The sequence below is a fragment of the Actinacidiphila sp. bgisy145 genome, assembly GCF_057708125.1.
On record NZ_JBYIRL010000021.1, the window covers coordinates 124,732 to 148,183 of the forward strand.

Genomic DNA, 23,452 nt, shown 5'->3' on the forward strand with positions numbered 1-23,452 from the left:
CAGACCAGCCCGTCTCAAGGAAGGTGGACCCGCTCCGGCCACGGGCAGGTGAGCCGTGAGTCCGTCACACCCCGCGGGGAACGGCGGGAGGTGGATACGTGCTTGACTCGGCGTGGCCGGAGCGGGGGAAGGGTCGCTCCAGCAGCGGCGCGGTGTCTGTTGCCGCACGCCGGGGGACGGGAGCACGTACGGCGACGTGGACGACGCCCGTGGGTATGCGGCTGGAGCGGCGTTTGAGGTGGCTGGCTCGCCGCCGGACCGGTCAGCCGTCCGGTACTTCACTCGGAGCGGTACTCTCCCGGATCTCCAGCATGGCTGTACCTCCCGTTCCGAAAGGTGGCTGGGGCCGTGGTCGGCCCGCACCCATCACAACGGGTCGTGCACGTCGCACGGAAGGAGAAGGCGGTTGCCTCCGGTTGCCTCTCGTTGCTCCGGTTGCTCTGCTCCGGTTGGCCCCCTTGCTCCGGTTGCTCCGGTTGCTCCGCTCCTCCCCACAGGGCCGAACCTCGTCCACACTGAGAGGAGCTCAGACGGTGGGAGACCGACGTGCACGATGACCGCCATCCGCTCGCCCAACTGTTGGCCCTTCGCGGGTGGACAGCGCAGTCCTACTTACGGCGGGTGCAAGCGGAGTACGTACGGCGCGGTTACGGGCGCGACTTCGCCACCCGCAAGGAGAAGGTGTCGAGGTGGACCCGGGCGGAGCGGCCTCAAGTCCCCAGCGAACTCACCCAACTGGCAATGGCCGCTGTGGTGGATATCCCCACCCATGAAGTACTGACGCGAGGCTGGCCCCACTGGCTGTTGGCGGCATTGCGCGACGACCACGCGGCGTGGACCGCGGCGTGGACTCCTGAGGGCGCCCTCGCGGCTCTGGATGATGGAGGACCCGTGGACCGACGCCGACTGCTCATCGCCACGACCGGAACGGTTTCGGCGATCATCGCCCAGTGGGCTACCGCTCTGCCCGCACCGGCACAGGGGACCGGCCGCCGCATCGGGGCCGAGACCGTCGACCACGTCGACACCCGCCTGGCAGCGCTCCGGCGACTCGATGACGACCTGGGCGCAGGGCACGTCTACGACGCGGCACGTGCGGAGATTCGGCTCATCCGCCGGTTGCTGATCGAGCGGTCGTACAGTCAGGAGACCGGCAGGCGCCTGTGGTCGGCGGCGGCTGAGGCGTCCCGACTCGCCGGATGGTGCGCCTACGACAACGGCGACACCGGAGCGGCCGAGAAGCACCTCGCCGCCTCGACGCGGGCCGCGGCCGAAGCCGGCGATCACGTCGCTGGCGCGATCGCCGCCGGCTTCTGGGCGAACGTGCGGTACGGCGCGGCGAGCCCCGACCCCGGCAGTGCGATCGACCTCGTCGACCAGGCACTCACCCACGGCTGTGTCGAGTCCCCGCGCGTGACCGTGCTGCTGCTGATCCGGCAGGCCCGCGCGTACTCCGTCGCCGGGCACGCAGCAGCGGCGTATCGGGCGATCGACAAGGCGCTTGCCGCGTACGAAACGGGTATCCCAGCTGACAAGGACGTGCCGACGGTCTACTGGATCACCGCCGGCGAGATCCTCCAGTCCGCTGGCTCCGCCGCCCAGCAGCTAGGCGAACCGGCGCGAGCGTTGAGCTACTACTCGGCCGCGGCGGCCCACACCGATGTCCCTTACAACACGGTCCACGAACCCCGCGGAGCAGCGATCTACGAAGCCCGCCGCGCCGAGGCGTACCTCGCGCTCGGCGACGTCGACGGCGCAGTGGAGACTGCCCGGATCGCCATCGAACTGATGGGTGGTGTCAGCTCCGCGCGGGCGTCCAGCGCGCTCGCCGGGCTGCATTCGGGCCTCGACCGTCACCGCCGACTGCCCGTCGTGGCCGATTTCCTGGACGAGACGACGGGATCGTAAGCGTGGGACAGTGGGCAGGTGCGGGCGTGGCACTTTCACCGTCGGCGCGTGCGGACGTCCTGCTGCTGTGGGACTACCTGCGGATGGGCCACGCGCCGCGCCCGTGCTCGGTCGCCATCGCCCTGGGCAGTCATGACCTCTCCGTGGCCGACACCGCGGCGGGTCTCCTTGCGCGCGGTATGGCCCCGCTCGTGGTGATGACCGGCGCCACCAGTCCGACGTCCGCTGCTCGCATGCCGTGCGGCGAAGCCGTGCACTACCGCGAACGCGCCCTGGAACTGGGCGTACCGGCCTCGACGGTCCTGCTGGAGCCGGAAGCGCGGAACACCGGCGAGAACATCACGAAGTCCTGGGAACTCCTTGCGGCGAACGGCATCGAGGTGACGTCGGTCCTCCTGGTCAGCAAGCCCTACGAGGAGCGGCGCGCGTACGCGACGTTGCGCAAGCTGTGGCCGTCGGTCGACGCCGTCTGCGCGTCGGCGCGCGTCCCGTACGACGACTACGTATCCGCCATCGGCGACGAGGACATGGTCGTTGCGATGATGGTCGGCGCGACGCAGCGGATCATGGTCTACCCGGAGCGAGGGCTCACCGTCGAGCAGCCCGTGCCGAGCGAAGTGCGCCTCGCCTACGCCCGGTTGTGCGATCACGGCTTCACCGCACGCCTGGCCCGGGATGAGAGAGCGTAGGGGAGGCGTGCGTTGACCGCTTGGCAGCACGAACCGCGTGTTCGCGGTCTCGCCGACCTGTCCACCAATGGTTGAGCGACGAACGTGCGTCACAACGGCACCGGCCACGCCCAGTTCGTGCCGTCGTCAAAGCCCCCATGGACACGTATCACGGCGATAGTGAACGTATGACGGACGACCGCACAGAATCGGCCCGGCGTTACCTGCATGCCGCTGCTGCCGCGGCCGGCCTGTCACCGGTCGGCGCGGAGATCATCCGGCTCGCGGAGAACGACCTGTGGCGCCTTCCCGGTGGGACCGTCGTACGGATCTCCCGCGCCGGGCAGGACACGGCCGCCGCCCGCGAGGTGGCGGTCACCCGCTGGCTCGCACGCCACGCCTTCCCGGCCGTCCGCCCGTTGCCGATCGCCCAACCGCTCCTCGCCGACGGCCGCCCGGCCACCTACTGGCAGGAACTCCCGCCCCACCGCCCCGGTACGGCGGCCGACCTCGCCCCGCTGCTGCGCCGGCTCCACCACCTGCCCGTGCCCTCGGAGTTGCCCCTCGGCCGGGCCGACCCGTTCGTACGCCTCGACCAGCGCCTCACCGCTGCCCGTACCCTCGCCCCGGCCGACCGTGACTTCCTCCTCGCCCGGCTCGACGACCTCCGCGGCGCCTACGCGGAACTGCCGCCAGGGCGGCCCGACTCCGTCATCCACGGTGACGCCTGGGGCGGCAACTGCGCCGTCACCCGCGACGGGCAGGTCACCCTGCTGGACTTCGAACGCACCTCCCTCGGCTGCCCGGAGTGGGACCTCACCTCCACCGCCATCGCCCTCGACACCACCGGCACTCTCACCACCGAGGCGTACGACGCCTTCTGCACCGCCTACGGTGACGACGTCCGCCAGTGGCCCGGCTACCCGGTCCTCCGGTCCATCCGCGAACTGCGCATGATCACCTTCGCGGTCCAGGCCGCGGACCACGACCCGCGCGCTCTTGAGCAGGCGCGGTACCGCATCGCGTGCGTCCGCGGCGAGCACGGCCCCCGCCCGTGGCGTTGGACCGCCGCAGCGTGAGCCGGTCGCCTTGGGGCTCTGTGGACGGTCAGCCCGGTCATCGAGGTGCTGCTCGGGGTCTACCGGGCCAGTGTCTCGGAGTGCTCGGAGCCTGGCGCTACCGGGAGCCTGTGACGTCGTCCTGACCGCGCGCGGCAACGGGTCGGCCCCGACAGCGGGAGCCGGCCCGCGCGTTGCCGTTCTTCGTAGTGAGCCGGTCAGCGCCCGCCTTTGCCGCGCGCGTGCCTGAGTGGGCCTCGTTGTGAAGCGATCGGTCAGTCGCCCAGGAGCCGCTCCCACAGCAGCCCGTCCCGCCAGCTCCCGTCGAGGAAGATCGAGGAGTGCGCGACGCCGTACGTGCTGAACCCGTTGCGGCGCAGCACCCGCTGCGAGGGCAGGTTCTCCGGACGGGTGGACGCCTCAGCCCGGTGCAACCCGAGTTCATCCGTCATCACCTGGAGCGCGAGCCCGACGGCACGCCCGGCATGCCCTTGGTTCTGGGCGACCGTGGCGATCCAGTAACCGACGGAACCGCGGCGCAGGTGCGGCTGCCGCAGGATGCCTCCGACGGTGACCTGTCCGATCACCCGGTCGTCGGCGAGCACCACGCCCGGCCAGACCGTGCCGGCCCGGTGTCCGGCCAGTAGCCTGTCGATCCGCTCGGCCTGGCCCTCCGGGGTGAAGAAGTCGGCCGGCTGGGCCGGCTCCCACGGCTGGAAAGCCTCGATGTCCCGCGCTCTGTGTGCCGCGATCGGGCCGGCATCGGCGGGCTCTATCAGGCGGATTCTGGTGCTGGCGCACATGAGCTGATCCTCGTCGCGGTGCGTCGGATGAGACCGGCCAGCCTAGAGCAGCCGCAAGAGACGAGGATGTCGAGTCGGCCGTCCCAGGTCTGTGGCCGGCCCGGCGGCCGCCGTCTCCGGGGGCCGAGGGACCAGCCGGGAGCGGCTGCCTGGTCCATAGCATGCATGGCAGAGCGGCGAGGGAGACGCCTTCCGCGATGCTGCCCCGGGCCGGAGCAGGCGCTCCGTCCGCCTCTCACCGCATGACCGCTCCGCCGTTCACGTCCAGCCATGCCCCCGTGACGTAGGAGGCCGCACCGCTCGCGAGGTAGACGAAGCCCTCGGCCACTTCGTCGGCGGTCGCTTCGCGTCCCATCGGGATGCTCGCGTTCCGCCGGGCCTGCGCCTCCTCGACGGAGATGCCTTCCTGCGCGGACGTGATCTCCAGCATCTGGCTGTTGAGTTCCGCCTGGAGGTGGGCGGGCGCGACCGCGTTCACACGGATGCCCTCGCCTGCCAGTTCAAGGGCCAGGCTCTGGGAGAACGTGCGGAGCGCGCCCTTGGAGGCGCAGTAGATGGCACGGCCGACCAGGCCCACCTCTCCCGCGTAGGAACCGGTGAACACGATGGTGCCGCCGGGCCTGCGCAGGACCGGGATCGCGCTGCGCGCCAGCAGGAAGGCGCCCTTCGCGTTCACGGCCAGCGTGCGGTCCCAGTCCGCCACGCTCGTCTCGGCCGTCGGGCTCTGAGCCGGCATCACCGCCGTCGCGTGGGCGAGGATGTCGAGGCCGCCGTGCCGCTCGGAGGCCGTGGCCATCAGCTCGGCGCAGGCGGACGGGTCCGTCACGTCCGTGACGACGGCGATCACGTCCGACTGGGGGAACGCAGCGGCGATCTCGTCGGCCGCAGCGTGCACGCCGTCGTGCAGTTCCGACATCACCAGCTTGGCGCCTTCCTCCGCGAAGCGGCGGGCCACCGACTTCCCGATGCCCTGGGACGCTCCGGTCACCACAGCGATCTTTCCGTTCAGAACAGCACTCATGTCACTCTCCGCGCTCTCTTTGTCCCAGTACGCCGACCAGCGGCCGGCGCCGGAAGCGAACGTAGTCCCGGCTCGGGGAAATGTCCAACCCCAACGTTGGAGTTGGACAAACTCCAACGTTGGGGTTGTAATGAGCTACGCTGTCCCCATGGCGTGGGACACGGAGCGCACCAAGCGGCTACTGCTCGAAGCCGCCGTCGTTGAGTTCGCGGAGCGGGGCCTCGAAGGGGCGAGCATGGCGGCCATCGCCGAGCGCGCGGGCATCAACAAGGAGCGGCTCTACCGGTACTTCGGCGACAAGGACTCCTTGTTCGACACGGTCCTGGCCGGCGAGATGAACAGGCTGGCCGACGCCGTCGACTGGCCGGGCGGCCAGGAGTTCCAGCACATCGGCGCATACGCCGGACGTCTGTTCGATTACCATACGGAGCACCCGCATCTGGTGCGGCTCCTCCTCCAGGAGGGATTCACCGGCCGGGCCGGTGACGCCGCGGTCCGCGGCGCCAAGTACCGCGCGAAGGTCGAGGTGATCGAGGCGGCTCAGCGCGAGGGCCACATCAGCGACGACATCCCGGCCGACCACCTGTTGTTCATGCTCATCGGGCTGGCCGCCTGGTGGTCGAGCGTTCCCCAACTGGCGACCTTCCTCAGCGGCCGGCCGGCGCAGAGCGAGGACGAGATCAGCCGCCGGCGCAGCTCGGTCGTGCTCGCGGCCGAGCGGCTCGCACTTCGGCACGGAAGGTGAGCCCTCGCCGCCGGTGAGTCCTCCCCGGTGAGCCCTCCTGGGATCGGCTTCCCGGTGCGGGATGCGGGCCCGCGGTCATGGGGCCTCCCGCAGGAGCCGAAGGGTGTCGAGGAGGCTCTGGTAGATCATGACGCCTTCCTCCCAGGGCGCCGCATGGGGGCCGGTGAGCCGGTGCCCCCGGGCGAGGCGGAGCCCGACGGCCTCGGCCAGGGTGGCGGTCATCCGCTTGTGCTGGTTCTCCGGTACGAGCTGGTCCTCGGCGCTGTGGTCCAGGACGACCAGAGGCGGCGCGGTGCCCTCGCGGACCCGTGCGGCGATGGACACCGGGTCGAAGCCGGCCGGGCTGGCGTCCGCCCAGGCGCCCTTGTCCGCCCCGAACGCCCTGGACAGGAACGCTTCGTAGTCGTCGCGGAGGTGGGCGTGGGAGGTGCCCAGGCCCTCGGCCGTCGCGAGGGCGGGCAGGTCGTACAGGCCGTTGAGGCCGAGCAGCGCGGCAGGGCGGGGCGGCTCGGGCAGGTGGCCGAGACCGTGGTGCCGCGGCGGCTGGAGGACGGACTGCAACGCCAGGCAGGCGCCGCAGCTGTGGCCGGACAGGACGTAGGAGCCGTCGGCGAGGCCGAGGGAGCCGAGCAGGGCCAAGCCGTGCAGTACGTCGCTGACGTGCTGCGGATGGACGGCCTCGCGCGCCGGGTCGGTGTGGTTGTCCTTGATCGCGTCGTAAGGAACGGGAGGGTCCTTCATGACGGGAGGAACGGGGTAGTCGATCTGGGAGACGGTGTAGTTGAGGGACGCGATGGCGGTGACCGGCGGCGCCGCCTCGCCGGTGAGCGCGTCGGCGCGGAACGCGTGGGCGACGGCCGGTTCGATCGAGGCGGAGGTGAGCCGCGGGTCGCGCCAGGCGCCGCCGTGGAGGTGTACGAGGTACCGCGGGTGCCGCACCGCGGCGTCGGCGCCGGGCAGGGACGTGACGGGGGTGCCGATGAGCGCGGCGGTTCGCGGGGTCCGCGGCAGGTAGATGCTGAGGTTCTGGAGCCGGTTGGCGTGGGGGAGGTAGGCGACGTCCTTGGCGGCGACGACCGGGACAGGGCGGTCGAGGTGCGGGCTCGCCACCTCGGCGGGCTGCCAGCGGGCCTGCCTGATGTCCTGGGAGGCGGCGACATCCACGCGGTCCGGCGTCATGCCCGTGCCTTCCGGCCGGACATCCAGGTGCCGGGGTCGCTGAGTTCGATGATGGTGCCGACGTTGTCGGTCACGAAGGCGATGCGCTGACCGGTCGCCGGTATCTCCATCGGGCCGCCGATCAGCGGCACATCGAGTTCGTGCAGCCGCGAGACCGCCGCGTCGAGATCCGCCACAGCGAGGCAGAAGTGGTGCAGGCGCGAGGTGTGCATGCTCGTGAGGACGGTGGTCGGAGGCGTGGTCCGGTCCGCCGCGCCCGCGAGAAGCTCGATCTTGACGTCACCGGCGGTGAGGAAGACGAACGTCGTGCCATGTGCCTCGAACCGCTGCTCGACGGCGAAACCGAGGGTGCGCGAGTACCACGCGATGGTGGCGTCGAGATCCTCGGGCGTGACGGTGATGCCCACGTGGTCGTGGGCGAACGTGAAGGTCATGTCCGCAAGAGTGCTCGGTCGCAGGTCCGCCAACCAGGGAGAGCGGTTCGGTGGGACAGCCGCTACCACCTTCAGGGTCCTGCCGGGGGCGAAAAACCCGGCGCCGGGGTGCGGAGACGGGCGTACCCGCTGGTCACAGCGCACCGGCGCGGATCTGCGGCCCGTGCGCCCCCTGCGTCCCAGGAGCCTCGGGTGTCATCCGGTGTGCTGCGGGTAGCCGCAGCACGTTGCCCGGTTTCGCCGAAAGCGCCGACGGAGGTGGCACGAGCGATGAGTTCCGAGACGGTGCTGCGCGCCGGCGGGCGCACCGTGCGCATCGGCCGCGCCGACAAACCGCTCTTCCCCGACGACGGGCTGACCAAGGCCGACCTCGCCCGCTACTACCACGCCGTCGCCCCGCGGCTGCTGCCCCACGTCCGCGGCCGCCCGCTGATGCTCGAACGGCACCCCGACGGCATCGGCAGCGGGTCCTTCATGCAGAAGGACGTGCCGCAGTACTTCCCCGACTGGGTGCACCGCACGACCGTGCCCAAGGAGGGCGGCACCGTCACCCACGCGGTCTGCGACGACACCGCGACCCTGCTGTACCTGGCCGGCCAGGCCACCATCACCCCGCACCGCTGGCTGAGCCGGGCCGACCGCCCGTACTGCCCCGACCGCCTCGTCTTCGACCTTGATCCGCCCAGGGACGACTTCGTCCCCGTACGGGAAGCCGCGCGCCTGCTGCGAGGCCTGCTGGACGAGCTGCGGCTCCCGTGCGCCGTGATGACCACCGGCTCGCGGGGCCTGCACGTCCTGGTGCCCCTGGACCGCCGCGCCCACGCCGACGACGTGCTCGCCTTCGCCCGCGACGCGGCCGACGTGCTCGCGGACCGCCATCCCGGCGAACTCACCACCCAGCCGAGGAAGCAGGCCCGGCGCGGCCGGCTCTACCTCGACGTCCAGCGCAACGGCTACGCCCAGACCGCCGTGGCCCCGTACGCCGTGCGCGCCCTTGCCGGTGCCCCGCTCGCCATGCCGCTGACCTGGAGCGAGGTGGACGAGCCGGCCACCACGGCGAGGCGCTGGACCCTCGCCGGCATCGACGACCGCCTGGCGCAGCCCGACCCCTGGAAGGACCCGGCGCTGACCCGCGGCCGCTCCCTCGCCGCCGCCCGGCGAAGACTCGACCGCCTGCGCGACTGAGCGCCCCCCGCCCTTCCCGTTCAGGCGAGTCGGCGCGGAAGGACACCAACAGAGAGGACTGTCATGACCGCGTACGGATACTTCCTCTCCTCGGAGGAGTTCGCGCCCCACGACCTGCTGGAGCAGGCGCGGATGGCCGAGCAGGCCGGGTTCGAGGCGCTGGCGATCTCCGACCACTTCCACCCGTGGAACGACGAGCAGGGCCAGGGCTCCTTCGTCTGGTCGGTGATCGGCGCCCTGTCCCAGGTCACCTCCCTGCCGATCACCACCCTCGTGACCTGCCCGACCGTCCGGCTGCACCCCGCGATCAACGCGCAGGCCGCGGCCACGGCGGCCGTCCTGACCGGGGGGCGCTTCCGGTTCGGGATCGGCAGCGGCGAGGCGCTCAACGAGCACATCCTCGGCGACACCTGGCCCGAGGCCGCCGAGCGGCTGGAGATGCTCGAGGAAGCCGTACAGGTCATCAGGAAGCTGTCGGCCGGGGAGCGGGTCACCCATCACGGCACCCACTACACGGTGCAGAACGCACGGCTCTACACGGTGCCCGAGCAGCCCGCGCCGCTGTACGTGTCGGGGTTCGGCCCGCAGGCCGCGGCGCTGGCCGGGCGGATCGGGGACGGCTTCGTCACGATGGCGCCCGACGCGGACCTGGTGGAGCAGTTCCGCCGGGCCGGGGGCGGGTCCAAGCCCGTCGTCGGAGGGGTGAAGGTCTGCTGGGACACCGACCGCGAGCGCGCCGTGCGCACCGTGCACCGGCTGTGGCCGAACGAGCAGCTGCCCGGCGAGCTGCCGCAGATCCTGCCCACCCCGGAGCACTTCCGGCAGGCGAGCACGCTGGTCACCGAGGACATGATCGCCGACGCGGTGACCTGCGGCGACGATGCCGACGCCCACGCCGCCACCGCCCGGTCCTACGCCGACGCCGGGTTCGACGAGGTCTACGTCAACCAGATCGGCCCCGACCAGCGGCAGTTCTTCGACTTCTACCGCACCGAGGTGCTGCCCCGCCTGCGCGAGGGCGGCTCCGGCCGCGGCCCCGCGGGCACCCCCGCCTGACCCGATCGCCCACCGACCAGGAGGGACGGACATGAGCGACGAAGCACGCGGAGACGACGTCTACCAGCCCACCGACGACAACGAGGAGCAGCAGGACGCGGCGCCGCTGGACATGGAGGACGCCGTCGGCGAGGACGACTACGACGAGGTGCTCGACAAGGGCTGGTCGCCGCCGGAACGCCCGCTCGCGGTGGAGGGTGCCGGGACGACCGCCCGGGAGCAGCGCGAGGGGGAGAGCCTCGACGAGCGGCTCGCCGAGGAGGTGCCCGACACGGCCGGGGACCCCGGCGGCGGCTTGGGCGACAGCCCGGACGGCGCCGGTGAACCGGTCGATCCGCAGGCGGGCGCGGAGCGCGCCGGACGCCTGCGGTCACCGGGTCAGGGCGCCGAGCGGCCCGTCGACGACGACACCGTCGCCGAGGACGTCGGTATCGACGGCGGCGCCGCCAGCGCGGAGGAGGCCGCCGTGCACCGGGTGGACGACCCCGGCACCGACCGGATGTGACCGGGGGCCAGCCGGGGCGCGGTGTCCCGGTCGGCAGCCGAGTCGGCGCGGCGCCGAGTGGTCAGCGGCCCGGTGCCGGGGCCTGTTCGGCGTCGTGGGCCGTGACCGTGGTGGGGATGACGACGCGGCGGGGCGGCAGGGTCGCGGACGCGTCGGACGCGAGGCGTTCGGCGAGCAGATGGGCGGCGCGCCGGCCGATCTCGTTCGGGTCGTAGTCGACCACCAGGACCGGCACGCTGAGCAGGTCGGCCAGGTCGAAGTTGTCGAAGCCGGCCAGCGTCGCGCGCATCCCGTGGACGCGCAGCGCCCGGTACGCGCCGATGGTGTTGCGGTTGTTCGTGCAGAACATCGCGGTGGGCGGTGCCGGCAGCGCGAGCAGTTCGGTCGCGGCCTGTTCCGCGGAGGCCAGGTCGTCCTGGTCGCGCTTGGCCAGCGCGGTGTCCGGGTCCACACCGGCCTCCAGCAGCGCGGCGCAATAGCCCCGGTAGCGCTCGGAGCCGGTGTACACCGAGGGCGGGTTGCCGAGGAACCCGATCCTGCGGTGGCCGGCGGCCAGCAGCCGGCTGGTCGCCGCGTAGGCGCCGCCGAAGTCGTCGACCAGGACGCAGTCGGCCTCGAAGCCGGTGGGCGGCCGGGCGACCGTCACCACGGGCAGGCCCGATGGGAGTTCCTCGGCCAGGTAGGACTGGTCCACGCCGGCCGGCACGAGGATGATGCCGTCGACCCTGCGTGCGGACAGGTCGCGGACGGCCTCGCGTTCGCGCGCCGCGTCGCCGTCGGTGTTGGTGATCATCACCCGCAGGCCGTCGCCGGCGACGGCCGCCTCGATGCCGAGGGCGAGGTGGGCGTAGAACGGGTTCGCCAGGTTGGTGACGATCAGCCCGATGGTGCCGGTGCGCCGGCCGTGGCGGAAGTTGCGGGCCAGCGCGTTGGGACGGTAGCCGAGTTCGCGGACCGCGGCCTCGACCCGGGCCCGTTTGTCCTCCGACACCCCGGTGTCGCCGCGCAGCACCCGTGACACGGTCATCGCGCTGACGTCGGCCAGTGTGGCGACCTGCTTCATGGTGGGCTGTGCGGCGGTGAGCGGCGCGCGTGGCACGTCTGTCTCCCTCCCTGATCGTTCAACTGAGAATAGTGTCAACGCTCGTGGTCTTCCGATCCGCGCACGGACCTGCATGTGTCCGCGCGCGGCCCGGCACCGCGGTCGGCGTCCGCGCGCGGCCCGGCACCGCGGTCGGCGTCCGCGCGCGGCCCGGCGACGTACCAGGCCGCACCCACCAAAGCCGCCTCCTGCACGTGCTCCGCCCGCACCGGCCGCGGCGATTCCGCGCCCCCGGCGAGCAGGCCCGCCGTCAGCGCCGGTCCGATCAGGTCCCACGAACCGGTCATCGAACCGCCGACGACGAGCGCGCCCGCCTCGAAGCGGCGCACCCAGACCGCCAGCACCCGCCCGAGCGCGCCGAAGGCGTCCGTGAGCACCCGCAGGGCGGCGACCTCGCCGCCCCTCGCCGCCGCGGCGATCTCCCGGACGTCCGACCGGCGCCCCGTCGCGCCGGCGTAGGCGGCGGTCAGAGCACGGCGGGAGACGGTGTCCTCCAGCGGGCGGCCGTCGTGCACCAGCAGGTCGACCCGCCCCTGCGGCGGCACCCCGGGCCCTTCGGTGACGGCGGCGCCGTCCGCGAGGAAGGCGGAGCCGACCCCGGTGCCGAGGGTGATGCCGACGACCCGGTCATGGCCGCGCGCGGCGCCCTCGGCCCGCTCCCCGTAGGCGAAGGCCCAGGCGTCGTTGAGGAAGGCCACGTCCGTGCAGGACGGCAGGCCCGCCCGCAGCGCGGCGCCGAGGTCCAGCCCGTCGAGCGCTTCGAACTTTCCGACGCCGTGGTAGCGGGCGATCCCCCGGGCGTAGTCGAAGGGCCCCGGGAGCGCGACCGCCCAGCGCGCTGGGTCCACCGGCCCCAGCTCGCGACCGGCCCGCAGCAGGGCCGCGACGACGGCCTCGGCGGTGCCGTGCGCGTCCAGCGGCGCCCGCCGGGTCGCGACCACCTGCGCGGGACCGGCGCCGCCCACGCGCACCAGCGCCGCCGTCACATGGGTGCCGCCGATCTCCAGCAGCGGTACGGTCAGGCACGCCCCCGGCTGCGCCTGCCCGCTCGGCGGCCCGCCGCAGGCTGCCCCCGGCTCCGCGCTCACTTGACGAACGCCTTCACGACGCGGCTGTCCGCCGACCCGAGACCGGTCACGGTGTAGTCCCCGACCGCTGCCGGTATGACCAGCGTCTCGGCGTAGCCGACGCGGTGCTCGTCGCCTGTCCCGGTCCGCACCAGCACGCCGTCCCCCTCGACCACGTTGACCACGTGGAAGCGCCCGTCGGTGGTGTCGGGGGCGGTGGCTCCGGCCCGCACGGCGAGGCGGTGCACCACGAAGAACATCTCCGGAAGCTCCCCCAGGACCTCCTCGGTCCAGCCTTCGCCCTTGCGCAGCGCCCGCGGCGACTGGACGAGGTCGCGGGCGACGGCCTCGCCGGTGCGGTCGGTGTCGAGGTTGCGGAAGGCGTGTTCCACGTGCACGGCCCGCTGCCGGTCCCGTGCGTCCCGGCGCAGCCAGTCGTAGAACCGCAGGGAGTACAGGTAGGGCGTGGCGCTGACCTCCAGGACGACGTTGCCCGCGCCGCTGCCGTGCGGGGTGCCGCCCGGGATGAGGAAGAGCTGGTGCGGGGTGGCCGGGAAGGTCTGGACGAACTGCTCGATCGGGAACGCGGTGCCGTGGGCGTCGGCGTCGTGCGCCCGGCGGTGGAACTCGGCCACGTCCGCGTCGCCGCGCAGGCCGAGGAAGACGGTGTTCTGCTCGCTGCCCACCATGAGGTAGTACGTCTCGTGCTGGGTGTAGGGCCAGCCGAACACGTCCTTCATGTACTGCGGTTGCGGGTGGCAGTGGACCGAGAGGTTCCCGCCGTCGACCGTGTCGAGGTAGTCGAAGCGGATCGGGAAGGACGTGCCGAACATGTCGTGCACCCGCTGCCCCAGGAGGAGTTCGGGGTGGAGTGCCACCAGGAGCTGGAAGGGCAGCTCGACTTCGGCGGCGGGGGTGCCCGCTGCTGTGCCGGCATCCGTGCCGAGCTCCGTGCCGGCGTCCGCGCCGCCCCCCGCACCGTCCGCCACCGTGCTGCCCCCCGCACCGTCCGCGTCACCGATGAGGATGCCGGACTCGGGCGCGATCAGCTCGTAGCCCAGCGCGGTGTTCGGCCCCTCGGGGTTGAACCCGAGTCCGCGGCGGGCCCACTGGCCGCCCCACGGCGTGGTGTTGAAGGTCGGCCGGGTCCGGAACGGGCGGCGGACCAGGTGCGCGGCCGTCGCCCGCAGCGTCTCGCCGTCGAGGGAGGCGGGCGCGTCCAGGTCCTGGAGGTCGAGCCAGCGGTCGATCCGGTCGGCCAGCCCGTCGCGGTGCCGGTCCAGGACCGGCCAGTCGACGTAGAACAGGCGGCGGGTTTCCGCCGGGCTGCCGGCCGACCGCTGCCCGAGGTTGGTAACGGTACCGGCCGCGACGGCCGCCTCGGTGTAGCGCTTGGGCAGATCCGCGTACCAGAGGGCGTCGTGCGCGACCAGCGCGGCGCCCGTGCCGTAGACGACCGTGAGGCCCGAGCCGCCGCCGACGGTGGGCAGTTCGGCGAAGAAGTCGGCGAGCGACGCCTGCGACAGGGCGGCGAAGTGCGGGTCGTCCGCGAGGACACCGGCCTCCGTGTCCGCCCGGATCTCCTCCCAGGGGGCCAGGTGGTCGCGGATGTCCACGAAGGCCAGGCCGGGGCGGGCTGCCGCGAGCGCGCGGCGCACCGCGTCCCAGTCCACGGCCCAGGGTCCGTCCACGGCGAGCACTCCGGCCGCCGCCGGCACCGCGGCCAGGGCCGCCGCCCAGCCGCGCCGGACCGGCGCGCCCACGGCGCCATAGCGGGGGTTCGGCTGGTAGGGCAGAGCACTGCCGTCCTGATGCACGAAGGACACCTTTCCTCATGACGGGTGGCTGTTCGGCGGCGGCTCGCCGCCGCGGGCCACCGCTTCGGTATCGGTACCATAGCGCTTCCCCATGATGCCCCGACAGGGGGCGCAAGGTGAACCGCCTCTCATCAGGCACAGTTTGATTTCTCGCCGATGAACCCTTGCCTCACCATTTTGTTACCGTTACCTTCGGAGCACCGTGCACCCGGCAGCCGGCCTCCGGCCAGGGCGCACACGACGGAAGGACAGGTCGATGCAACCTGGCCGCGCTGATCACCGGACGCCGCCCGTCGGCTCGCCGCACCCCTCAGACGGTCCTACGCGCCGCCGGCTGCTCGCCGGGCTCGGCGGACTCACCCTCGCCGCGACGCTCACCGCGTGCGCCCGGGGGAGCTCCACCACGAGCGTGCCCGGGGCGGTGAACCTCTACAACGACAACGCCACCTGGTCCGGCGGGTACGAGAAGGCCGGGGCGGTGCTCAAGCGGCTGTGCGGCTTCGACCTGCGTCCGCTCTCGAACGCCTCCACCACCTCCTACCAGGAGGTGGTCCAGACCTCGGTGCAGACCAACCGGGCCGCGGACGTGGTCAAGTGGGCCTCCGGCTACCCGCTGTACTCCCTGGCCCGCTCCGGCGGCCTCAGCGATCTCAGCGGTCTGTGGCGGGACACCGTGCGCCGCGGCTGGGTCTCGTCCGAGCTGGAGCAGGCGGTCAGCTACGAGGGCAAGGTGTACGGCATCCCGCTGTACCAGTCCTCCTACGTCTTCTTCTACGCCAAGAAGGTGTTCACCCGGTACGGCCTGGACGAGCCGTCCACCTGGGCGGAGTTCACGCACAACGCCGAGGTGCTGAAGAAGAACGGCGTGACGCCCTTCCTCGCCACGCAGAACGGGGTCTGGCCGGCCTTCGAGTGGTTCGAGGAACTCGTCAGCAAGCTGGACCCGGACTTCTACACCCGGCTGATCAACGGCCGGGCCGCGTACACCGACGACGTCGCCGTGGAGGCGATGACGATCTGGCGGGACTTCTACGCGAAGGGGTGGATGACCGCCCCGGACTTCGACGGCGCCAACGGCCCCGCGCAGATGAAGGCCGGCAAGCTGGGGATGTTCCTGCACGGCAGCTGGGAGTCGGCCGCGATCGCGGCGGCCGGCCTGAAACCGGGCGTCGACTACGGCGCCTTCATCATGCCCACGGTGCACGCCGGGACCCGGCCGTCGGTCATCGCCGAGTCGGGTGTGTTCGCGGTGCCCAAGCGGGCCGCGGACCACGCGGGCGCCGTCGCCGCGGTCTCCCACTGGCTCGATCCGCGGGTGCAGCGGGTGTGGTCGGACTTCCTCCAGGACAGTTCGGCGAACCCGACGGTGCGCGCGGCCAACCCCGTGATCGAGAAGGTGCAGCAGGACATCGCGCGCAACCGGCGGACGCTGCTGACCCGTTACAACGAGGCCAGCCCGCCCAACCTCATCCAGGGGAACATCCTCGACCTGGGCAATTTCATGATCCATCCCACCGCGGTCCGCTCCACGCTCGCCTCGATGCGCAAGCGCGCGGACTCCGAGTGGGACATCTGGCGGAAGGGCGGCTCATGAGTGTGACGACCGATTCGATCCGGACCGGGCCCGGCCCGCGGTCCGGCGCCCCGGACGCGCCGCCCGGCCGCGGGAAGCGGGCCGGCGCGCCATGGGGCGAGCGGCTCACGGCAGGAGCGTTCCTGCTGCCGGCCGCCCTGCTGGTCGTGGTGGTGCTGCTGGCGCCCTTCTGCTACACGCTCTACCGGAGCTTCTTCAGCGACTACACCCACTCCACCTTCATCGGGTTCGCCAACTACGGCGACTTCCTCTCCGACCCCAACCTGCTGCGGTCGCTGGAGAACACGCTGATGTGGGTGGGCGGCGCGATCGTGCTGCCCACCGGCATGGGCCTGGTGATCGCGCTGCTCACCGACGCCACCCGGTGGAGCCGCGCCGCGCGGCTGGCCGTGACCATCCCGTACGCGATCTCCGGCTCGGCCGTGGCCGTGGTGTGGAACTTCATGCTCACCAGCGACGGAGCGGTGAACAGCGCGCTTCGCGGGCTGCACCTCGGTGGTCTCGCGGGCAACTGGCTGCTCGAATGGCCCGGCAACACCGTGGTGATGATCATCGCCAGTTCCTGGCAGGCCACCGGGGTCGCGGTGATCCTCTTCATGGTCGGCCTCCAGGGCATCCCGCCGGAGACCGTGGAGGCCGCGGCGCTGGACGGCGCGGGTCCCTGGGCGCGGTTCCGCCATGTCGTCCTGCCGCAGTTGCGGCCGGTCACGATCATCGTGATCGGCATGAGCCTGGTCAACGGCCTGAAGGCATTCGACCTGATCTTCGTCCTCACCCAGGGCGGCCCCGGCCGGGCCACCGAGACGCTCGCGGTGTCCATGTACCAGGAGACCTTCCTGTTCCTGCGGCCCGGCGCCGGTGCGGCCATCGCGGTGCTGCTGACCGTCGTCGTGCTGATCGCGTCGTGGACCTACCTGCGTCGCCAGCTGCCCTCTTCGAGCAAGGTGTGACATGAGCAGAATCGTCCGTAACTGTGTCGTCGTGCTGGTGGCCCTGTTGTGGTTCGTGCCCACCTACCTGCTCCTGGTCAACGGCCTGACGTCCGTGTCGCACTACACCGGCAGCCCGCGCTGGTTCCCCAACAGCTTCGGCCTGTTCGCCAACGTCCGCTCCGCCTGGAAACTCGCCGACCTCGGCCCCGCGATGGCCAACAGCCTGTACTACGCGGCGGTCAGCTCGGCCGCCGCGGTCCTGCTGGCCTCACTCGCCGCGTTCGCGGCGGCCGTCATGCCGGTACGGCGGCGCACGCTGTGGTTCTGGCTCATCTACACCGGCACCCTGCTGCCCCTCCAGGTCTTCCTGCGGCCCCTGTTCCTCGCCTACGCGAACACCGGCCTGTACGACACCCAGATCGGCATGGTCGTCATCTACGTCGCCATCGCGATCCCGTTCGCCTTCTTCGTGCTGCGCAACTTCGCCGCCGGCCTGCCGCCCGAGGTGATCGAGGCGGCCCGCCTGGACGGCGCCTCGTGGTGGCGGCTGTTCCGGAGCATCTACCTGCCGCTGTCGAGGTCCGCGATGGTCGCCGCGTTCGTCTTCCAGTTCGTCGCCGTCTGGAACGACCTGCTCTTCGGCATCACCCTGGCCACCAGCCGCAACATCCGGCCGGTGATGGCCGCTCTCGCCGACCTCCAGGGCAACTACTCCAACGTGGGCCCGCCGGTGGTACTGGCCGGCGCCCTGGTGGTGTCGCTGCCGACGGTGGTCCTCTTCTTCGCCTCCCAGCGGTTCTTCGTCTCCAGCCTCAAGCTGAACGTCTGACAAGGGGTACTCCCATGGGAAGTCCACGTGCCATCCGCCGTACCGGCCTGCTGCTGACGGTGCTGGCCACCACCGCGACCGGGTTCCTCGCCGCCCCCGCCACCGCAGCCACCGCCGCCGACCACGGCACCGGCCGGCCGCAGACCGACTGGGCCGCCCGCGCGCAGGCGAGCTACACCGCCCTCCAACGCGACCTGTACCTCGGCCCCGCGGGCCACGGCCTCTACCGCGAGTCCACCCCCGCGGCGGCGGGCGCCAACCCGTACTCCTACCTCTGGGAGTTCCGCGAGGCCACGCAGGCGACCCTTTACGTGGCGAACATCCCGCACCCGTCCGGCGCCTCCGAAGCCGACGTGGCCGACCGGTTCGCCGCGCTCGCCCAGTACGCCTCCACCGACCCCGCCCACCCCGGCTACGACTCCTACCTGCCCGCCCCCCTCGGCACCGGCGGCGACCTCTTCTTCGACGACAACGCTGTCGTCGGCCTGTCGTTCCTCACGCAGTACCGCGCGAAGGGCGACCCCGCCATGCTGGCCGGGGCCCGCGCCGCCTTCGCCACCGACACCCGGGCCTGGGACGAGGACACCACCAAGGCGTGCCCCGGCGGCATGCACTGGGTGGAGACCGACGCCAACACCATCCGCGCCGCCAACGTCACGGGCCTGGCCGCCCAACTCGCCGCCGGGCTCTACCAGATCACCCACCAGCCGTCCTATCTCGACTGGGCGCGGCGCGCGTACGACTGGAACCGCGAGTGCCTGCGGCAGTCCGCCGGCCTCTACCAGAACGACCGGGCCGACGACGGCAGCGTCGACACCACGCTGTGGAGCTACAACTCCGGCGCGATGATCGGCACCGCCACCGAGCTGTACCGGGCCACCGGCGAGCGCGCCTACCTCGACCAGGCGGTCCAGGACGCCGACGGCGCGCTGGCCTACTGGACCGCGGACGACCGCCTCTACCAGCAGCCGGCCGTCTTCAACTCCTTCCTCTTCCAGGACCTGCTGCTGCTGGACTCCCAGCACCACGACCCGCGCTACCGGGCGGTCCTGAGCGCGTACGCCGACCGGCTGTGGGCCGACAACCGCGACCCGGCCACCGGCCTGTTCCACTTCCAGGCGAGCAACGGCGGGGCTCCCGACCCGGCCCAGCCGGTCGGCACGCTCAACCAGGCCGCGGCGGTGCAGCTCTTCTCCCTGCTGGCGTGGAGCCCGAAGGACTACGACCGCACCAGCTGAACGACCGCGCCCGGCCGGCCCGTCGCTGACCCGTTGCCGGCCGGGCCCCCGTCGGACCCGCCGCACCGCTCCACCGCCCCGCCCCCCGATCACGCCCCGCCGCCGCAGAAAGCACTCACCGATGACCGACCGCCACACCCGCCCCTCCTGGTGGGACTCCACGATCGCCCGCGACCTGCTGCGGGAGCGTGCCGTCGCCCACGAACACCGGCAGGAGCACCAGCACGGCGCCATGACCGTCCGGCTCTCCCCGGAGCCCCTGCTGCGCCGCGGCCCCGGGGAGGGGCTGAGGCAGTCGGTGCGTGTCGACGTCGAGCCGGCCCTGCCGCGGCCGATCAGCTCCGCGTCCGTCCGGACCGCCGGGGGCGCCGCGACCGACTGCGAGGTGATCGCGGGTCCGGCCGGCTCGGTGCGGGTGCTCGTGCCCGAGGTCGCACAGGAAACCGACGTCGCACTCGACCTGCCGGAACTCGGCCTGCCCGGCCCGCTCGCCCTCCGGCTGAGGCCGCAGCGGCACTGGACCGTCCACCTGGTGCAGCACGCCCACCTGGACATCGGCTACACCGATCCGCAGGGCACGGTGCTGGCGGAGGGCCGCGCGGCCCTGGACACCTGCCTGGAGCTGATCCGGGCCACCGACGACTGGCCGCCGGAGGCGCGCTACCGCTGGTCGGTGGAGGGGCTCAGCACCTTCACCGACTGGGTGGCGCACCGGCCGGCCGCGCGCGTCGAGGAGTTCGTCCGCCGGGTCCGCGAGGGCCGGATCGAGCTGACCGCCCTGCCGTTCAACCTGCACAGCGAGACCTGCTCGGTGGACGAACTGCACGAGCTCCTCCGCGACGCCGTCGAGGTCCGCGACACCTACGGCGTGCCGCTGACCACCGCCATGCAGACCGATGTGCCCGGCCAGGTGGTCGGGCTCCAGGACGCGCTGGCCGCGCACGGCGTGCGGCGGCTGTCCGTCGCGCACAACTGGGCGGGCCGGGCCGCGCCGCACCTGGTGGGCGGGGCCCGGCTGCCGCGGCTGTTCCGCTGGCGCACCGCGGACGGGGAATCGGTCCTGGTGTGGCGGACCGACACCCCGCACGGCCTGGCGTACATGGAGGGGTCGATCATCGGCTTCGACGAGTCGCACGCCGCCGTCGACGACCTGCTCCCGGCCTATCTGACCGCGCTGGCCGGCCACGCGGTGCCGCACCAGGGCAAGGGCATCCCCGGCTACCCGATCCTCGACGCCGCCTACGAGGCCGACCCCTACCCGTGGGACATCCTGCACCTGCGGGTGCTGGGCACCTTCGCCGACAACGGCCCGCCGCGCCTGGTGGCCGCCGAGACCGTGCGCCGCTGGAACGAGGACTGGGCCTACCCGATCTTGCGGATCTCCCGGCACGAGGACTTCTTCGACGACGCCGAACAGCGCCTCGGCGACCGGCTGGAGACCTTCGAGGGCGACTGGTCGGACTGGTGGGTGGACGGAGTCGGCGCGGGCGCCGCACCGCTGGCGATGAACCGCGCCGCCCAGTCCGCGCTCGCCGACGCCCGGACCCTGGACGCCCTCGCCGACCTGCGCGGGGCGGCGGGCACCGCGGCCGGGACCCGGGACACCGGCACGGTCTACCGCGCCGTGTCCCTCTTCAACGAGCACACCTGGGGAGCCGGCGACCCGTGGACGTACGGCTGTCAGGGCCACGGCTCCGGTGAGCAGCAGTGGCACTGGAAGTACGGCCAGGCGGTACGGGCCCACGACGGCGCGCTGGCGCTGCTGGAGCGGGCCGCGCACCGGCTGGCGGACACGCTGCCCCAGCAGCCGGGCGCGCGGGCGAGCTTCCATGTCGTCAACACCCGCAGCCGGATACGCACCGACGTCGTGCGCTTCTTCCTCCCCGAGAGCGTGCTGCCGCTGGACGTGCCCGCCGAAGTGACCGACGGCCGGACCGGCTCGGCACTGCCGGTCGCCGAGGAGGCGCAGACCAACCCGCTGCACCGGTCGGCCGGCCGCTTCCTCCATGTGACCGTCACGGACGTGCCGTCGCTGGGGACGGTGCGGCTCGACGTCCACGCCGCGGGCGCCGTAGGGGAACCGGCGGAGTCGGCGGACGGGGCGCGGGCCGCTGTGCCGGAGCCGGACACCGTGCTCGAGAACGAGTTCCTGACCGTCCGCGTCGACCTGCGCGGCAACCGCATCGCGTCGATCACGGACAAGTCCACGGGCGCCGAACTCGTCGACCCCGACGCGGCCTTCGGCTTCAACGGGTACGTCTACGACCGGTACGCGACGGCCGGGGGCTTCAACCACCAGTCGAGCAAGACGGTCGCCGACGACTCCATGCACCTCCTGGCCGGACGCGACGTAGCCCCGCCCGCGGTGCTGGTGGAACGGACTTCCTCAGCGGTGGCCGAGACCCTGGTCTACGAGTGCGTCCCGCCGGGCGGGGCGAAACTCCGCACGACGCTGACCCTGGCCCACGGCGTGCCCCGGCTCGACATCGCCAACCACCTGGCCAAGCCGGCCACCATGACCAAGGAGAGCGCCTTCTTCGCCTTTCCCTTCGCCCTGACCGACCCGGTGGTCCGGATGGAGAGCAGCGGCGGCACCGTGGGAACGGACCTGCCGCTGGTCCCCGGGTCGGCGCGGCACATGCGGGCGATCCGCCGCTGGGTGTCCCTGGCCCAGGGCGGGACCGCCGTCGGCTGGGCCACCCATGACGCGCCCCTGGTGCAGCACGGCAACATCGCCATCCCCTACGTGCCCTATCCGCCGTCGGTGCCCGGCCAGGAGCCCGGCACCCTGTACTCCTGGGTGCACAACAACATCTGGGACACCAACTTCCCCAGCAGCCAAGCGTTCGAGCAGACCTTCCGCTACAGCGTCTCCGTACGCGGCGGTGCCCCCGAGGAACCGCCGGCGGCGCTCGGCACGCGCGCCGCCGACCCCGGCCACCCCCTGCACGCGATCAGGGCGCAGGGCGCCGGGTCCGGCGGCGGACCGCGAAGCTCCGTCCTCACGGTGGAGCAGCCCGAGGTGCGTGTCGTCGGCCTCCTGCCCCAGGAGGAGGGGGCCTTCACGGTCCGCTTGCAGTCGTTCGCCGACGAGGAGGTCGCGGCGGAGATCCGTCTCCATGTGCCGTTCACCGAGGCGTTCGCCTGCTCCTACCTCGGGGCGGACCCGACTCCGCTGTCCTCCGGGCCGGCCGGAAGCCTGCGCGTCACGATCCCGGCCCGCGGAACGGCGGCCCTGCTGATCCGTACCGCCCGCTGACCCCGCCCTCCGCAGGCGCCGGGCACTGCGGCCCGGCGCCGCGGGGTTCCGTGCGGCGCCCAGGTCAGCCGAGGGTCCACTGCTGGTTGTCGCCGCCGTTGCAGGTCCACAGTTCGAGGCCGGAGCCGTTGGGGTTGCTGGCGCCGGTGACGTCGAGGCACAGGCCGGACTGGACGCCGGTGAAGGTGCCGTCGCTGTTCTTGTTCCACTGCTGGTTGGTCTGCCCGTTGCAGTCGTACAACTCCACCGGGGTGCCGGCGGCGGTCTGGTTGTCGTAGGCGTCGAAGCACTTGCCTTCCAGGACCAGCGTCCTGGACGACGTGGTGTAGACGACGTTCTGGTTGGGGGCGCCGTTGCAGTCCCAGACCGCGAGCTGGGTGGTGTTGTAGGTGGTGCCCTGGGGGGTGTCGACGCAGCGGCCGGAGAGCTTGCTGACCATCTTCGCGCCGATGGTGCCGTGGCCGGCGGCCGGGGTGACCTTCAGCAGGCGGGAGCCGTGGCTGGGCAGGGAGGCGGTGAAGGAGTTGGTGGAGGAGCCGAGGTCGGTGTGGCTCCAGTCGTCGTGGACGGTGGCGCTGCCGGTGAAGCCGAGGTCGGACCAGTTGGCCGTGACGTCGGCGGTGGCGCCGGACAGGTTGAACAGGCCGACGGTGTAGGTGCCGTCGCCGTTGTAGGCCCACCAGGTCTGCTGCTGCGCGCCTTGGACGACGGGGTGGGCGGGGCGGCCGGCGCGGTCGACGGCGAGGACCTCGTCGTTGGTGAGCAGGGACAGGTCGGTGGAGTCCATGTGGGTCAGGTCGGTGCCCAGGACCAGGGGGGCCGCGGAGATGGACCACAAGGTCATCTCGGTGCGGCGTTCGTCGACGGTCAGGCCGTCGCTGGAGCCGTTGCCGATGTCCACGGAGTCCGGGTCGCCCCAGCCGCCGGGGCTGTCGTAGGCGACCCAGGCGGGCAGGTCGTTGAAGCGCTGGGAGACGTTGTTCCAGTTGGTCAGGGTGCTGCATTGACTTCCGTTCCCCGGGCTAGAGCCCGGGGATTCCTACCACGGTCGG

At 72.3% G+C, this 23,452-nt stretch carries 20 protein-coding genes; 12 read left to right on the forward strand and 8 right to left on the reverse strand.

Going from position 1 to position 23,452, the window contains the following annotated elements; all coding sequences use genetic code 11:
* The first annotated feature begins 546 nt into the window (after positions 1-546).
* From AC3ERT_RS20260 to AC3ERT_RS20270, 3 genes are all read left to right on the forward strand, one after another.
* Entirely contained in the window at positions 547-1,908 is a 1,362-nt protein-coding gene (locus AC3ERT_RS20260) for an NsdA family TPR-like regulatory protein (protein WP_435131663.1), read from the forward strand.
* An 83-nt stretch (positions 1,909-1,991) separates the two neighbouring features.
* Entirely contained in the window at positions 1,992-2,597 is a 606-nt protein-coding gene (locus AC3ERT_RS20265) for a YdcF family protein (protein WP_435175845.1), read from the forward strand.
* A 167-nt stretch (positions 2,598-2,764) separates the two neighbouring features.
* Positions 2,765-3,655: a phosphotransferase gene (locus AC3ERT_RS20270; RefSeq protein WP_435175810.1), complete on the forward strand. Its 891-nt coding sequence runs from the start codon at positions 2,765-2,767 to the stop codon at positions 3,653-3,655.
* Positions 3,656-3,909: 254 nt separating this feature from the next.
* Here the strand turns inward: AC3ERT_RS20270 and AC3ERT_RS20275 are convergent, their stop codons facing one another.
* Both AC3ERT_RS20275 and AC3ERT_RS20280 read right to left on the reverse strand, forming a co-directional pair.
* Positions 3,910-4,437: a GNAT family N-acetyltransferase gene (locus tag AC3ERT_RS20275; protein ID WP_435131667.1), complete on the reverse strand. Its 528-nt coding sequence runs from the start codon at positions 4,435-4,437 to the stop codon at positions 3,910-3,912.
* Between the two features lie 235 nt (positions 4,438-4,672).
* A complete protein-coding gene (locus AC3ERT_RS20280; RefSeq protein WP_435131669.1) occupies positions 4,673-5,458 on the reverse strand; it encodes an SDR family NAD(P)-dependent oxidoreductase in 786 nt (261 codons plus the stop codon).
* Positions 5,459-5,606: 148 nt separating this feature from the next.
* Here AC3ERT_RS20280 and AC3ERT_RS20285 point away from each other — a divergent pair, with 148 nt between their 5' ends.
* Positions 5,607-6,203 carry a TetR/AcrR family transcriptional regulator gene (locus AC3ERT_RS20285; RefSeq protein WP_435131671.1) on the forward strand — a complete coding sequence of 199 codons (597 nt, stop codon included), beginning with the start codon at positions 5,607-5,609 and terminating at the stop codon, positions 6,201-6,203.
* Between the two features lie 75 nt (positions 6,204-6,278).
* Here the strand turns inward: AC3ERT_RS20285 and AC3ERT_RS20290 are convergent, their stop codons facing one another.
* Both AC3ERT_RS20290 and AC3ERT_RS20295 read right to left on the reverse strand, forming a co-directional pair.
* A complete protein-coding gene (locus AC3ERT_RS20290) occupies positions 6,279-7,382 on the reverse strand; it encodes a hypothetical protein (RefSeq protein ID WP_435131672.1) in 1,104 nt (367 codons plus the stop codon).
* Positions 7,379-7,816: a VOC family protein gene (locus AC3ERT_RS20295; protein WP_435175812.1), complete on the reverse strand. Its 438-nt coding sequence runs from the start codon at positions 7,814-7,816 to the stop codon at positions 7,379-7,381. The genes AC3ERT_RS20290 and AC3ERT_RS20295 overlap by 4 nt, the downstream gene beginning before the upstream one ends.
* Positions 7,817-8,086: 270 nt before the next feature.
* Between AC3ERT_RS20295 and ligD the strand changes: the two genes are divergently transcribed.
* The 3 genes from ligD (at position 8,087) to AC3ERT_RS20310 (ending at position 10,562) form a co-directional block, all read left to right on the forward strand.
* Positions 8,087-9,001 (forward strand): non-homologous end-joining DNA ligase, encoded by a 915-nt coding sequence (gene ligD / locus AC3ERT_RS20300; RefSeq protein ID WP_435175814.1) that lies wholly within the window; start codon positions 8,087-8,089, stop codon positions 8,999-9,001.
* 63 nt (positions 9,002-9,064) lie between these two features.
* Positions 9,065-10,057 (forward strand): TIGR03557 family F420-dependent LLM class oxidoreductase, encoded by a 993-nt coding sequence (locus AC3ERT_RS20305; protein WP_335983722.1) that lies wholly within the window; start codon positions 9,065-9,067, stop codon positions 10,055-10,057.
* Positions 10,058-10,088: 31 nt separating this feature from the next.
* Positions 10,089-10,562, forward strand: coding sequence for a DUF5709 domain-containing protein (locus AC3ERT_RS20310; RefSeq protein ID WP_435131677.1), 474 nt, complete (start codon positions 10,089-10,091; stop codon positions 10,560-10,562).
* A 61-nt stretch (positions 10,563-10,623) separates the two neighbouring features.
* On the opposite strand, the gene AC3ERT_RS20315 is transcribed toward AC3ERT_RS20310, so the two are convergent.
* From AC3ERT_RS20315 to AC3ERT_RS20325, 3 genes are all read right to left on the reverse strand, one after another.
* Complete coding sequence (locus AC3ERT_RS20315; protein ID WP_435131758.1) at positions 10,624-11,625, reverse strand: LacI family DNA-binding transcriptional regulator; 1,002 nt, start codon at positions 11,623-11,625, stop codon at positions 10,624-10,626.
* Positions 11,626-11,699: 74 nt separating this feature from the next.
* Positions 11,700-12,752 carry an ROK family protein gene (locus AC3ERT_RS20320; RefSeq protein ID WP_435175816.1) on the reverse strand — a complete coding sequence of 351 codons (1,053 nt, stop codon included), beginning with the start codon at positions 12,750-12,752 and terminating at the stop codon, positions 11,700-11,702.
* The gene (locus AC3ERT_RS20325) at positions 12,749-14,557 is read right to left on the reverse strand and encodes a class I mannose-6-phosphate isomerase (protein WP_435175818.1); all 1,809 of its coding nucleotides are present in this window, start codon (positions 14,555-14,557) and stop codon (positions 12,749-12,751) included. The genes AC3ERT_RS20320 and AC3ERT_RS20325 overlap by 4 nt, the downstream gene beginning before the upstream one ends.
* 247 nt (positions 14,558-14,804) lie before the next feature.
* Between AC3ERT_RS20325 and AC3ERT_RS20330 the strand changes: the two genes are divergently transcribed.
* The 5 genes from AC3ERT_RS20330 (at position 14,805) to AC3ERT_RS20350 (ending at position 22,400) form a co-directional block, all read left to right on the forward strand.
* Positions 14,805-16,142: an ABC transporter substrate-binding protein gene (locus AC3ERT_RS20330; RefSeq protein ID WP_435175820.1), complete on the forward strand. Its 1,338-nt coding sequence runs from the start codon at positions 14,805-14,807 to the stop codon at positions 16,140-16,142.
* Complete coding sequence (locus AC3ERT_RS20335; protein ID WP_335983731.1) at positions 16,139-17,092, forward strand: carbohydrate ABC transporter permease; 954 nt, start codon at positions 16,139-16,141, stop codon at positions 17,090-17,092. Before AC3ERT_RS20330 ends, AC3ERT_RS20335 begins: the two co-directional genes overlap by 4 nt.
* 1 nt (position 17,093) lies before the next feature.
* A complete protein-coding gene (locus tag AC3ERT_RS20340; RefSeq protein WP_335983733.1) occupies positions 17,094-17,903 on the forward strand; it encodes a carbohydrate ABC transporter permease in 810 nt (269 codons plus the stop codon).
* A gap of 14 nt (positions 17,904-17,917) precedes the next feature.
* Positions 17,918-19,141: a glycoside hydrolase family 76 protein gene (locus AC3ERT_RS20345; protein WP_435175823.1), complete on the forward strand. Its 1,224-nt coding sequence runs from the start codon at positions 17,918-17,920 to the stop codon at positions 19,139-19,141.
* 121 nt (positions 19,142-19,262) lie between these two features.
* Positions 19,263-22,400, forward strand: coding sequence for a glycoside hydrolase family 38 N-terminal domain-containing protein (locus AC3ERT_RS20350; RefSeq protein WP_435175825.1), 3,138 nt, complete (start codon positions 19,263-19,265; stop codon positions 22,398-22,400).
* 64 nt (positions 22,401-22,464) lie between these two features.
* Here the strand turns inward: AC3ERT_RS20350 and AC3ERT_RS20355 are convergent, their stop codons facing one another.
* Entirely contained in the window at positions 22,465-23,394 is a 930-nt protein-coding gene (locus AC3ERT_RS20355; protein ID WP_435175847.1) for a ricin-type beta-trefoil lectin domain protein, read from the reverse strand.
* Positions 23,395-23,452 lie beyond the last annotated feature (58 nt).

Excerpts from the sequence above, each read along its gene's own strand:
- AC3ERT_RS20265 (WP_435175845.1), top strand. The coding sequence starts at position 1,992 with ATGGGCCACGCGCCGCGCCCGTGCTCGGTCGCCATCGCCCTGGGCAGT.
- AC3ERT_RS20270 (WP_435175810.1), top strand. The coding sequence starts at position 2,765 with ATGACGGACGACCGCACAGAATCGGCCCGGCGTTACCTGCATGCCGCT.
- AC3ERT_RS20275 (WP_435131667.1), bottom strand. The coding sequence starts at position 4,437 with ATGTGCGCCAGCACCAGAATCCGCCTGATAGAGCCCGCCGATGCCGGC.
- AC3ERT_RS20280 (WP_435131669.1), bottom strand. The coding sequence starts at position 5,458 with ATGAGTGCTGTTCTGAACGGAAAGATCGCTGTGGTGACCGGAGCGTCC.
- AC3ERT_RS20285 (WP_435131671.1), top strand. The coding sequence starts at position 5,607 with ATGGCGTGGGACACGGAGCGCACCAAGCGGCTACTGCTCGAAGCCGCC.
- AC3ERT_RS20290 (WP_435131672.1), bottom strand. The coding sequence starts at position 7,382 with ATGACGCCGGACCGCGTGGATGTCGCCGCCTCCCAGGACATCAGGCAG.
- AC3ERT_RS20295 (WP_435175812.1), bottom strand. The coding sequence starts at position 7,816 with ATGACCTTCACGTTCGCCCACGACCACGTGGGCATCACCGTCACGCCC.
- ligD (WP_435175814.1), top strand. The coding sequence starts at position 8,087 with ATGAGTTCCGAGACGGTGCTGCGCGCCGGCGGGCGCACCGTGCGCATC.
- AC3ERT_RS20305 (WP_335983722.1), top strand. The coding sequence starts at position 9,065 with ATGACCGCGTACGGATACTTCCTCTCCTCGGAGGAGTTCGCGCCCCAC.
- AC3ERT_RS20310 (WP_435131677.1), top strand. The coding sequence starts at position 10,089 with ATGAGCGACGAAGCACGCGGAGACGACGTCTACCAGCCCACCGACGAC.
- AC3ERT_RS20315 (WP_435131758.1), bottom strand. The coding sequence starts at position 11,625 with ATGAAGCAGGTCGCCACACTGGCCGACGTCAGCGCGATGACCGTGTCA.
- AC3ERT_RS20330 (WP_435175820.1), top strand. The coding sequence starts at position 14,805 with ATGCAACCTGGCCGCGCTGATCACCGGACGCCGCCCGTCGGCTCGCCG.
- AC3ERT_RS20335 (WP_335983731.1), top strand. The coding sequence starts at position 16,139 with ATGAGTGTGACGACCGATTCGATCCGGACCGGGCCCGGCCCGCGGTCC.
- AC3ERT_RS20340 (WP_335983733.1), top strand. The coding sequence starts at position 17,094 with ATGAGCAGAATCGTCCGTAACTGTGTCGTCGTGCTGGTGGCCCTGTTG.
- AC3ERT_RS20345 (WP_435175823.1), top strand. The coding sequence starts at position 17,918 with ATGGGAAGTCCACGTGCCATCCGCCGTACCGGCCTGCTGCTGACGGTG.
- AC3ERT_RS20350 (WP_435175825.1), top strand. The coding sequence starts at position 19,263 with ATGACCGACCGCCACACCCGCCCCTCCTGGTGGGACTCCACGATCGCC.